The 10,857-nt window shown below is 52.8% G+C and carries 10 protein-coding genes, 1 tRNA gene and 1 pseudogene; 10 read left to right on the top strand and 2 right to left on the bottom strand.

Going from position 1 to position 10,857, the window contains the following annotated elements; genetic code table 11:
- Positions 1-58: 58 nt before the first annotated feature.
- Positions 59-451: pseudogene (locus EA14781_RS23835) on the bottom strand (secretion protein EspV); the annotation flags it as partial.
- A 95-nt stretch (positions 452-546) separates the two neighbouring features.
- Positions 547-634 (bottom strand) — tRNA-Ser (locus EA14781_RS19890).
- A gap of 441 nt (positions 635-1,075) precedes the next feature.
- Between EA14781_RS19890 and hyaA the strand changes: the two genes are divergently transcribed.
- From hyaA to EA14781_RS19840, 10 genes are all read left to right on the top strand, one after another.
- Complete coding sequence (gene hyaA / locus EA14781_RS19885) at positions 1,076-2,194, top strand: hydrogenase 1 small subunit (protein ID WP_002461900.1); 1,119 nt, start codon at positions 1,076-1,078, stop codon at positions 2,192-2,194.
- Positions 2,191-3,984 carry a Ni/Fe-hydrogenase large subunit gene (gene hyaB / locus EA14781_RS19880; RefSeq protein WP_000107397.1) on the top strand — a complete coding sequence of 598 codons (1,794 nt, stop codon included), beginning with the start codon at positions 2,191-2,193 and terminating at the stop codon, positions 3,982-3,984. The genes hyaA and hyaB overlap by 4 nt, the downstream gene beginning before the upstream one ends.
- A gap of 18 nt (positions 3,985-4,002) precedes the next feature.
- Positions 4,003-4,710, top strand: a complete 708-nt coding sequence (hyaC, locus tag EA14781_RS19875) for a Ni/Fe-hydrogenase b-type cytochrome subunit (RefSeq protein ID WP_001156755.1) — start codon at positions 4,003-4,005, stop codon at positions 4,708-4,710.
- Positions 4,707-5,294, top strand: a complete 588-nt coding sequence (gene hyaD / locus EA14781_RS19870; RefSeq protein WP_000004153.1) for a hydrogenase 1 maturation protease — start codon at positions 4,707-4,709, stop codon at positions 5,292-5,294. The genes hyaC and hyaD overlap by 4 nt, the downstream gene beginning before the upstream one ends.
- Complete coding sequence (gene hyaE / locus EA14781_RS19865; RefSeq protein ID WP_001087730.1) at positions 5,291-5,689, top strand: hydrogenase-1 operon protein HyaE; 399 nt, start codon at positions 5,291-5,293, stop codon at positions 5,687-5,689. Before hyaD ends, hyaE begins: the two co-directional genes overlap by 4 nt.
- Complete coding sequence (locus EA14781_RS19860; RefSeq protein WP_000004924.1) at positions 5,686-6,540, top strand: hydrogenase expression/formation protein; 855 nt, start codon at positions 5,686-5,688, stop codon at positions 6,538-6,540. Before hyaE ends, EA14781_RS19860 begins: the two co-directional genes overlap by 4 nt.
- A gap of 138 nt (positions 6,541-6,678) precedes the next feature.
- A complete protein-coding gene (gene appC / locus EA14781_RS19855; RefSeq protein WP_000263538.1) occupies positions 6,679-8,223 on the top strand; it encodes a cytochrome bd-II oxidase subunit 1 in 1,545 nt (514 codons plus the stop codon).
- A gap of 11 nt (positions 8,224-8,234) precedes the next feature.
- Positions 8,235-9,371, top strand: coding sequence for a cytochrome d ubiquinol oxidase subunit II (appB, locus tag EA14781_RS19850; protein WP_000460824.1), 1,137 nt, complete (start codon positions 8,235-8,237; stop codon positions 9,369-9,371).
- 12 nt (positions 9,372-9,383) lie between these two features.
- Positions 9,384-9,476 carry a cytochrome bd-II oxidase subunit CbdX gene (cbdX, locus tag EA14781_RS19845; RefSeq protein WP_000270307.1) on the top strand — a complete coding sequence of 31 codons (93 nt, stop codon included), beginning with the start codon at positions 9,384-9,386 and terminating at the stop codon, positions 9,474-9,476.
- 76 nt (positions 9,477-9,552) lie between these two features.
- A complete protein-coding gene (locus EA14781_RS19840; RefSeq protein WP_024164771.1) occupies positions 9,553-10,851 on the top strand; it encodes an AppA family phytase/histidine-type acid phosphatase in 1,299 nt (432 codons plus the stop codon).
- The last annotated feature ends 6 nt before the right edge of the window (positions 10,852-10,857 follow it).

Raw genomic sequence — 10,857 nt, 5'->3', positions numbered from 1 at the left:
CATATCTTACTGCAATGCAGAATATGTGCTGCTTGGCGCAGCTCTTTATTGAGAATGTTCAATCTTTTGTTTCAGTTTCGTGAAGGATACGGACGGTTTCTTGTGTAATATTATACATCGCCTGTTTATCTTTACTGCATACTCCTGCAAGTGTTAATGCTACTCCAGCATAAATTTCTGGATAACTATGTGTAAATATATCCAGTGAGTTTACATGTTTCTCTTTCATTCCTGCATCACAACGAACCTTATTTATACCTGTCGCCATTGATTGGGGAGGGCTAGAGCCTTCTGCACGAAAATAGTGATGTGACAGATCTGAGATAGCTTTGTATCCTTCTGCCTGGTTCAGGCCTGGAGCAGTCCATGTTTTACAAAAATACTCGGCAGCGTAACGTGTTGCAAGAGCGGCATCAGACGAGGAACCTGAGGTTCCGCTCATGACCGATAATCTCATCCGAATAAAAATATACCAATTGGTATACCAAGTTTATACCAAGAGCCAAAAAAGCAAAGGGGCTACCATTTGGTAACCCCTTGATTATTTGGCGGAAGCGCAGAGATTCGAACTCTGGAACCCTTTCGGGTCGCCGGTTTTCAAGACCGGTGCCTTCAACCGCTCGGCCACACTTCCGGGATGACGCGCACTATAAACATCCCGATGCGGCGTGTAAACCCCTAATGTGTTCGTTTGCCTGAAAAACAGCCAAAACCGCATTGATAGCGTGAAATAACAGCAATTTGGCGATTGCGTAGCCATAAAAAGCGGTTGTTGCGATGCCAGACGTGAATTATCAGTACAGCAACCTTTACTCCCTTCAGAACATGCCTGAACGAAAATAAGGTCTATTTTTATCGCAAAAAGACAAATCCATACAAACTGTGTTGTTTTGCGCAAAAAATTCACTACGCTTTATTAACATTACTTTCTGGCGACGTGCGCCAGTGCAGAAGGATGAGCTTTCGTTTTCAGCATCTCACGTGAAGCGATGGTTTGCCTTGCTACAGGGACGTCGCTTGCCGACCATAAGCGCCCGGTGTTCTGCCGGTGTCGCAAGGAGAAGAGACGTGCGATATGAATAATGAGGAAACATTTTACCAGTCCATGCGGCGTCAGGGGGTCACCCGGCGAAGTTTTCTTAAATATTGCAGTTTGGCTGCCACGTCGCTGGGATTAGGCGCGGGGATGGCGCCGAAGATTGCCTGGGCGCTGGAGAATAAACCGCGCATTCCAGTGGTGTGGATCCACGGTCTGGAATGTACCTGCTGTACCGAATCTTTTATCCGTTCCGCCCATCCGCTGGCGAAGGATGTCATTCTTTCCCTTATCTCCCTCGATTACGACGATACTTTGATGGCCGCCGCCGGAACCCAGGCGGAAGAAGTCTTTGAAGACATCATCACGCAATACAATGGCAAATACATCCTCGCAGTAGAAGGTAACCCGCCGCTGGGCGAGCAGGGGATGTTCTGTATCAGCAGTGGTCGGCCATTTATTGAGAAACTCAAACGCGCCGCTGCCGGAGCCAGTGCGATTATCGCATGGGGGACCTGTGCTTCCTGGGGCTGCGTGCAGGCCGCGCGCCCCAATCCGACGCAGGCAACGCCTATCGACAAAGTCATTACCGACAAACCCATTATCAAAGTACCTGGCTGCCCGCCAATCCCGGATGTGATGAGCGCCATCATTACTTACATGGTGACGTTCGATCGTCTGCCGGATGTCGACAGAATGGGGCGTCCGTTGATGTTCTATGGTCAGCGAATCCACGATAAATGCTATCGCCGTGCTCACTTCGACGCAGGAGAGTTCGTCCAGAGCTGGGATGATGACGCTGCCCGTAAAGGTTACTGCCTGTACAAAATGGGCTGCAAAGGGCCGACCACCTATAACGCCTGTTCCTCTACCCGCTGGAACGATGGCGTTTCTTTCCCTATCCAGTCTGGTCATGGCTGCCTGGGCTGTGCTGAAAATGGTTTCTGGGATCGCGGTTCGTTCTACAGCCGCGTGGTCGATATTCCGCAAATGGGTACCCATTCCACCGCCGATACCGTTGGCTTAACCGCGCTTGGCGTGGTGGCTGCGGCTGTTGGTGTGCATGCAGTCGCCAGCGCCGTTGACCAGCGCAGACGTCATAACCAGCAACCTACAGAAACCGAACACCAGCCAGGCAATGAGGATAAACAGGCATGAGCACTCAGTACGAAACTCAGGGGTACACCATCAATAATGCCGGACGCCGCCTGGTGGTTGACCCGATCACGCGCATCGAAGGTCACATGCGCTGTGAAGTGAATATTAACGATCAGAATGTGATCACCAACGCGGTCTCCTGCGGCACCATGTTTCGCGGGCTGGAGATCATCCTGCAAGGGCGAGACCCGCGCGATGCGTGGGCGTTCGTTGAACGTATCTGCGGCGTCTGTACCGGCGTACACGCCCTGGCTTCGGTCTATGCCATCGAAGATGCCATCGGCATTAAAGTGCCGGACAACGCCAATATCATCCGCAACATTATGCTGGCAACGCTCTGGTGCCACGATCACCTGGTGCACTTCTATCAGCTTGCCGGGATGGACTGGATTGATGTGTTAGATGCGCTGAAAGCCGATCCGCGGAAAACCTCCGAACTGGCGCAAAGCCTCTCCTCATGGCCAAAATCCTCCCCTGGCTATTTCTTTGACGTGCAAAACCGACTGAAGAAATTTGTTGAAGGCGGGCAGTTGGGGATTTTCCGCAACGGCTACTGGGGCCATCCACAGTACAAACTGCCGCCGGAAGCTAATCTGATGGGCTTTGCCCACTATCTCGAAGCTCTCGATTTCCAGCGTGAAATTGTCAAAATCCACGCGGTCTTTGGCGGTAAAAACCCTCATCCAAACTGGATTGTCGGTGGGATGCCGTGCGCCATTAACATTGATGAAAGCGGCGCGGTTGGGGCGGTCAATATGGAACGCCTGAATCTGGTGCAGTCGATCATTACCCGCACGGCGGACTTCATTAATAACGTGATGATCCCCGACGCCTTAGCCATCGGTCAGTTCAATAAACCATGGAGTGAAATCGGCACGGGGCTTTCTGATAAATGCGTCCTCAGCTACGGCGCATTCCCGGATATTGCCAATGACTTTAGCGAGAAAAGTCTGCTGATGCCTGGTGGCGCGGTGATTAACGGCGACTTCAACAATGTGCTGCCAGTGGATTTGGTTGATCCGCAGCAGGTGCAGGAGTTTGTCGATCATGCCTGGTATCGTTATCCCAACGATCAGGTCGGGCGTCATCCGTTCGATGGTATTACCGACCCGTGGTACAACCCTGGCGATGTCAAAGGCAGCGATACCAACATTCAGCAACTGAATGAACAGGAACGCTACTCGTGGATCAAAGCGCCACGCTGGCGCGGTCATGCGATGGAAGTGGGGCCGCTGGCGCGCACGCTAATTGCCTACCATAAAGGCGATGCTGCGACCGTGGAGTCGGTCGATCGCATGATGTCGGCGCTGAACCTGCCACTTTCTGGCATCCAGTCGACATTGGGTCGCATTTTGTGCCGCGCGCATGAAGCGCAGTGGGCCGCAGGTCAGTTGCAATACTTCTTCGACAAACTGATGACCAACCTGAAAAACGGCAATCTCGCCACCGCCTCCACTGAAAAATGGGAACCTGCAACCTGGCCGACAGAGTGCCGTGGTGTCGGCTTTACCGAAGCGCCGCGCGGAGCGTTAGGCCACTGGGCCGCGATTCGCGATGGCAAGATTGAGCTCTACCAGTGCGTGGTACCGACCACCTGGAACGCCAGCCCGCGCGATCCGAAAGGGCAGATTGGCGCCTATGAGGCCGCGCTGATGAACACCCAAATGGCGATCCCCGAGCAACCGCTGGAGATCCTGCGTACCTTACACAGCTTCGATCCGTGTCTGGCTTGTTCAACGCATGTACTGGGCAACGACGGCAGCGAACTTATCTCCGTGCAGGTGCGTTAACAGCGAAGGAGAATCATCATGCAAGAGAAAAGCGACAACGTTGTCAGTCACTATGTGTTTGAAGCGCCAGTGCGGATCTGGCACTGGCTGACGGTGTTATGCATGGCGGTGTTGATGGTCACCGGATACTTTATCGGTAAGCCGTTGCCTTCCGTCAGCGGCGAGGCGACGTATCTGTTCTATATGGGTTACATCAGGTTAATCCACTTCAGCGCCGGGATGATTTTTACCGTGGTCTTGCTGATGCGGATTTACTGGGCGTTTGTCGGTAATCGTTACTCCCGCGAGCTTTTTATCGTGCCGATATGGCGCAAAAGCTGGTGGCAGGGCGTGTGGTATGAAATCCGCTGGTATCTGTTTCTGGCAAAACGTCCGAGTGCCGATATAGGTCATAACCCCATCGCCCAGGCGGCGATGTTCGGCTATTTCCTGATGTCCGTCTTTATGATCATCACCGGCTTTGCGCTGTACAGCGAGCACAGCCAGTACGCCATTTTTACCCCGTTCCGTTATGTGGTGGAGTTTTTCTACTGGACGGGCGGCAACTCAATGGACATTCACAGCTGGCATCGGCTGGGGATGTGGCTGATTGGCGCGTTTGTGATCGGTCATGTCTACATGGCGCTGCGTGAAGACATCATGTCCGACGACACGGTGATCTCCACGATGGTTAATGGTTACCGCAGTCATAAATTTGGCAAAATGAGCAACAAGGAGCGTTCATGAGCGAACGACGCATCGTGGTAATGGGGCTGGGCAACTTGCTGTGGGCTGATGAAGGTTTCGGCGTGCGGGTGGCTGAACGGTTGTATGCTCATTACCGCTGGCCTGAAGAGGTAGAAATTGTCGATGGCGGTACTCAAGGGCTTAACCTGTTGGGCTATGTCGAAAGCGCCAGTCATTTGTTGATCCTCGATGCTATTGATTATGGTCTGGAGCCCGGGGCATTACGCACTTATGCCGGAGAGCGCATTCCTGCTTACCTTAGCGCGAAGAAAATGAGCCTGCATCAGAACAGCTTCTCCGAAGTGCTGGCGCTGGCGGATATTCGAGGTCATCTTCCTGCACAAATCGCCCTTATCGGATTGCAACCCGCGATGCTCGACGACTACGGCGGTAGCCTGAGCGAACTGGCACGGGCGCAACTGCCCGCCGCGGAACAAGCGGCGCTGGCGCAACTGGCTGAGTGGGGAGTTGTGCCACAACTGGCTGAAGAGTCGCGTTGTCTCAATTATGACTGTCTGTCGATGGAAAATTACGAAGGCGTTCGCTTGCGCCAGTATCGGATGACGCTGGAGGAGCAGGGATGAACAGCAACACGCCATTTAATGTGTTGTGGCAACGAATGCTGGCGCGCGGTTGGACGCCAGTCACTGGAACAAGCCTTGACGACTGGCTTACGCAAGCGCCAGACGGCGTGGTGTTATTAAGCAGCGATCCGAAACGCACGCCAGAGGTCAACGATAACCCGGTAATGATTGGCGAATTACTGCGCGAGTTTCCAGAATATGCGTGGCAAGTGGCGATCGCTGATCTCGAACAGAGTGAAGCCATTGGCGATCGCTTTGGGGTTTTTCGCTTTCCGGCAACACTGGTGTTTACCGATGGCAATTATCGTGGCGTGCTGAATGGTATTCACCCGTGGGCAGAGTGGGTAAGCCTGATGAGCGGGCTTGTCGCACAGCAACAGGAGCAAGCCTCATGAGTGAAACTTTTTTTCATCTGCTGGGACCTGGAACGCAACCGAACGATGACAGTTTCAGCATGAACCCGCTGCCAATTACCTGCCAGGTGAATGATGAACCGAGCATGGCGGCGCTGGAACGGTGTTCGCATAGTCCGCGGGTCATTGCGCTGTTAAACGATTTGCAAAAACAGCTAAGTCAACGCCAGCCGCCGCAGGGTGAAGTGTTAGCCGTTAACCTGTTAAATCTCAACGCCGATGAGCGTCACTTCATTAATACGCTTCTCGGGGAAGGGGAAGTCTCGGTGCGTATTCAGCATGCTGACGGTAGCGAAAGTGAAATTCAGGAAGCGATCTTCTGCGGGTTCTGGCGCGTACGCAAACGTCGCGATGCTCGATTGCAGGAAGACAGGCTGGAGGTAGGTCGCGCGCCGCTGGTGTTGTTGCAGGCGACAACACAAAATACGCTACCGACGGATTCACTATTACCTCCTCCCATCGACGGTCTGATGAATGGTCTGCCGCTGGCCCATGAACTGCTGGCGCATGTGCGTAACCCTGATACGCAGCCACACAGTATCAATCTGACACAGTTGCCCATCAGCGAGGCTGACCGGGTTTTCCTCTCGCGTCTGTGCGGGCCGGGGAATATTCAGATTCGCACCGTTGGCTATGGCGAAAGCTATATCAACGCCACCGGATTACGCCATGTCTGGCATTTACGTTGTCTGGATACCTTAAAGGGCCCGTTGCTTGAGAGCTATGAGATCTGCCCAATACCGGAAGTCGTGCTGGCAGCGCCAGAAGATCTGGTCGATTCTACGCAACGATTGGGTGAGGTCTGTCGGTGGCTGGCGGAAAGCGCGCCGTAGTGAAAAACGGCGGCAAATATCGCTTTCAGTTCTATGAATATCGAAATTAGCGAAGATAACTACCCACAAACTGTAAGGATAAAAGAGGGGATCTACTATTAATAAGCTATTTCCCTCTCTTCGCTTACAGGAGTTCGCATGTGGGATGTTATTGATTTATCGCGTTGGCAGTTTGCTCTGACCGCGCTGTACCATTTTTTATTCGTGCCACTTACTCTGGGGCTGATTTTTTTGCTGGCTATCATGGAAACCATATACGTGGTCACTGGCAAGATTATCTACCGCGATATGACGCGCTTCTGGGGTAAGCTCTTCGGTATCAACTTTGCTCTTGGCGTGGCGACTGGCCTGACGATGGAGTTTCAGTTTGGTACTAACTGGTCATTTTATTCTAACTATGTGGGCGACATTTTCGGCGCGCCGCTGGCGATGGAAGCTCTAATGGCCTTCTTCCTCGAATCCACCTTTGTTGGCTTGTTTTTCTTCGGCTGGCAACGTCTCAATAAATATCAACATCTGCTGGTCACCTGGCTGGTGGCGTTCGGTTCCAATATCTCCGCATTGTGGATTTTGAATGCCAATGGCTGGATGCAGTTCCCGACCGGCGCTCATTTCGATATCGACACTCTGCGCATGGAGATGACCAGCTTTAGCGATCTGGTCTTTAACCCCGTCAGCCAGGTGAAGTTTGTGCACACGGTGATGGCGGGCTACGTGACAGGAGCGATGTTCATTATGGCAATTAGCGCCTGGTATTTACTGCGCGGGCGGGAGCGCGATGTGGCGTTACGCTCGTTTGCTATCGGTTCCGTCTTTGGCACTCTGGCGATAATTGGCGCGCTGCAACTTGGAGACAGCTCTGCGTTTGAAGTTGCTCGTGTACAGCCGGTAAAACTGGCAGCGATGGAAGGGGAGTGGCAGACAGAGCCTGCGCCAGCGCCGTTTCATCTCATTGCCTGGCCGGAGCAGGATCAAGAGCGCAATACCTTTGCCATCAAAATCCCCGCGCTGCTAGGGATCCTCGCCACTCACTCATTAGATAAGCCCGTGCCGGGGCTGAAAAATTTAATGGCTGAAACCTATCCACGCTTACAACGCGGACGTATGGCCTGGCTGCTAATGCAGGAGATATCGCAAGGCAATCGTGAGCCGCATGTGTTGCAGGCGTTTCGTGAACTGGAAAACGATCTCGGTTACGGCATGCTGCTCTCCCGCTATGCGCCGGATATGAATCATGTCACTGCCGCACAGTATCAGGCAGCGATGCGAGGCGCTATCCCGCAGGTTGCTCCGGTATTCTGGAGCTTCCGTATCATGGTGGGCTGCGGCTCGCTGCTGCTACTGGTAATGCTGATTGCGCTTGTTCAGACACTGCGTGGCAAAATTGACCAGCATCGCTGGGTGCTAAAAATAGCGCTCTGGAGTCTGCCGCTACCGTGGATTGCCATTGAGGCCGGGTGGTTTATGACCGAATTTGGCCGCCAGCCGTGGGCGATACAGGACATTTTACCAACATATTCCGCGCACTCTGCATTAACTACGGGTCAGTTGGCTTTCTCACTGATCATGATCGTCGGGCTTTATACCCTGTTCCTTATCGCCGAAGTCTACCTGATGCAGAAATATGCTCGCCTGGGGCCGAGTGCGATGCAGAGTGAACAACCCGCGCAGCAACAGGGGTAAAGGAGGGAGTCATGTTTGATTATGAGACATTACGGTTCATCTGGTGGTTACTGATGGGCGTGATCCTGGTGGTCTTTATGATCACCGACGGATTTGATATGGGGATCGGCTGTCTGCTACCGCTGGTTGCACGTGACGATGATGAACGTCGGATAGTCATAAACAGCGTTGGCGCGCACTGGGAAGGCAACCAGGTCTGGCTGATCCTCGCAGGCGGAGCATTATTTGCCGCCTGGCCCAGAGTCTATGCTGCGGCGTTTTCCGGCTTTTATGTGGCAATGATTCTGGTTCTGTGCTCGCTGTTTTTTCGCCCGTTGGCTTTTGATTATCGCGGCAAAATCGCCGATGTGCGTTGGCGTAAAATGTGGGATGCCGGTCTGGTTATTGGCAGTCTGGTGCCGCCTGCGGTCTTTGGGATCGCATTCGGTAACTTGTTACTCGGCGTGCCATTTGCCTTTACACCGCAATTACGCGTGGAGTATCTCGGTACTTTCTGGCAGTTGCTTACACCATTCCCATTGCTGTGCGGCTTGCTCAGTCTGGGGATGGTGATTTTGCAGGGAGGCGTCTGGCTGCAACTTAAGACCGTCGGCGTCATTCACCTGCGCTCGCAACTGGCGACCAAACGCGCAGCGTTGCTGGTGATGTTGTGCTTTTTACTGGCGGGTTACTGGCTATGGGTCGGTATTGATGGCTTTGTGTTGCTCGCTCAGGATGTTAATGGTCCGTCGAATCCGTTAATGAAAATGGTCGCTGTACTGCCAGGTGCCTGGATGAATAATTTCATCGAATCGCCAGTATTGTGGCTTTTCCCGTTGCTGGGGTTCTTCTGCCCGTTGTTGACGGTGATGGCGATTTATCGGGGGCGCCCAGGATGGGGATTTCTGATGGCTTCATTAATGCAATTTGGCGTGATTTTCACTGCGGGCATCACGTTGTTCCCGTTTGTCATGCCCTCAAGCATCAGTCCAGTATCCAGTCTGACATTGTGGGACAGCACTTCCAGCCAGATGACGCTGAGCATTATGTTGGTTATCGTGCTGATATTTTTGCCCATTGTGTTGCTCTATACATTATGGAGCTACTACAAAATGTGGGGGCGTATGACGACAGAAACTCTCCGCCATCACGAAAACGAGCTGTACTAAGGAGCAGGAACGATGTGGTATTTACTCTGGTTCGTCGGCATTTTGTTGATGTGTTCACTCTCCACCGTAGTGTTAGTATGGCTGGAGCCACGTCTAAAAGGTTAACGAGCGTAGGTCTGATGTGACGCATCAAGCGTCGCACCAGACCTTAATGCGAAATATGCAAAACGGGAACCTGGCGATGAAAGTGATTTTGCTCCCTTTTTTTTCTCTTCTGCTTCCGTTAACACTGTCGCCTGCATACGCTCAGAATGAGCCGGAGCTAAAGCTGGAAAGTGTGGTGATTGTTAGCCGTCATGGCGTGCGTGCGCCAACCAAAGCAACATCACTCATGCAGGATGTCACCCCCAATGCATGGCCAACCTGGCCAGCAAAACTGGGCTGGCTGACGCCGCGCGGCGGCGAGCTGGTCTCTTATCTTGGGCATTACCAACGTCAGCGTCTGGTGGCTGATGGTTTGCTGGCAAAAAAGGGATGCCCGAAACCGGGGCAGGTCGCGATTATTGCCGATATTGACGAACGCACCCGTAAAACGGGCGAAGCTTTTGCAGCCGGACTGGCGCCCGGCTGTGTTCTTCCCGTACACACTCTGCCAGACACTTCCCGTCCCGACCCGTTGTTTAATCCCCTTAAAACCGGTATTTGCCAACTGGATAAGGCAAAGGTGACCGGGGCTATTCTCAACAGGGCAGGGGGATCGATAGCCGGATTCACTGAGCATAGGCAAACGGCATTTCGTGAACTGGAGCGGGTTCTGAATTTTTCTCAATCACGCTTGTGCCTCAAACGAGAGAAACAAGGCGAAAGTTGTTCGCTGACCCAAGTATTACCATCGGAACTCAACGTGAGTAGCGACAATGTCTCATTAACCGGAGCGGTAAGCCTGGCATCAATGCTGACAGAGATCTTTCTCCTGCAACAAGCACAAGGAATGCCACAGCCGGGTTGGGGGCGAATTACCGATTCACAGCAGTGGAATACTTTGTTAAGTCTGCATAATGCGCAATTTTATCTGCTACAACGTACGCCAGAAGTTGCCCGTAGTCGCGCCACGCCATTACTGGATTTGGTCCTGACAGCGTTGACCGCGCATGGCCTGAAAAAACAGAGCCATGGCGTAATGCTTCCGACGTCACTGTTGTTTATTGTCGGACACGATACCAATCTGGCGAATCTGGGCGGCGCGTTAGGGCTTAACTGGACGCTGCCAGGCCAGCCAGATAACACGCCGCCGGGTGGTGAACTGGTGTTTGAACGCTGGCGTCGGCTAAGTGATAACAGCCAGTGGATTCAGGCTTCTTTCGTCTTTCAGACTTTACAGCAGATGCGCGATAAAACACCGCTATCACTGAAAATACGGCCTGGAGAAGTAAAACTAACTCTTGCCGGATGTAAGGAAATAAACGCGCAGGATATGTGTTCGCTGGTGGGTTTTACGCAAATAGTGAACAAAATGCGCATACCTGCGTGCAGTTTGTAATGCACA

The sequence above is a fragment of the Escherichia albertii NBRC 107761 = DSM 17582 genome, assembly GCF_000759775.1.
In the GTDB taxonomy this organism is placed as follows: domain Bacteria; phylum Pseudomonadota; class Gammaproteobacteria; order Enterobacterales; family Enterobacteriaceae; genus Escherichia; species Escherichia albertii.
The sequence above is the reverse complement of the archived record's forward strand: the minus strand, read 5'-3'. Positions and strand labels throughout refer to the sequence as shown.

Coding starts and splice junctions, on each gene's coding strand:
- hyaA (WP_002461900.1), top strand. CDS start 1,076: ATGAATAATGAGGAAACATTTTACCAGTCCATGCGGCGTCAGGGGGTC.
- hyaB (WP_000107397.1), top strand. CDS start 2,191: ATGAGCACTCAGTACGAAACTCAGGGGTACACCATCAATAATGCCGGA.
- hyaC (WP_001156755.1), top strand. CDS start 4,003: ATGCAAGAGAAAAGCGACAACGTTGTCAGTCACTATGTGTTTGAAGCG.
- hyaD (WP_000004153.1), top strand. CDS start 4,707: ATGAGCGAACGACGCATCGTGGTAATGGGGCTGGGCAACTTGCTGTGG.
- hyaE (WP_001087730.1), top strand. CDS start 5,291: ATGAACAGCAACACGCCATTTAATGTGTTGTGGCAACGAATGCTGGCG.
- EA14781_RS19860 (WP_000004924.1), top strand. CDS start 5,686: ATGAGTGAAACTTTTTTTCATCTGCTGGGACCTGGAACGCAACCGAAC.
- appC (WP_000263538.1), top strand. CDS start 6,679: ATGTGGGATGTTATTGATTTATCGCGTTGGCAGTTTGCTCTGACCGCG.
- appB (WP_000460824.1), top strand. CDS start 8,235: ATGTTTGATTATGAGACATTACGGTTCATCTGGTGGTTACTGATGGGC.
- cbdX (WP_000270307.1), top strand. CDS start 9,384: ATGTGGTATTTACTCTGGTTCGTCGGCATTTTGTTGATGTGTTCACTC.
- EA14781_RS19840 (WP_024164771.1), top strand. CDS start 9,553: ATGAAAGTGATTTTGCTCCCTTTTTTTTCTCTTCTGCTTCCGTTAACA.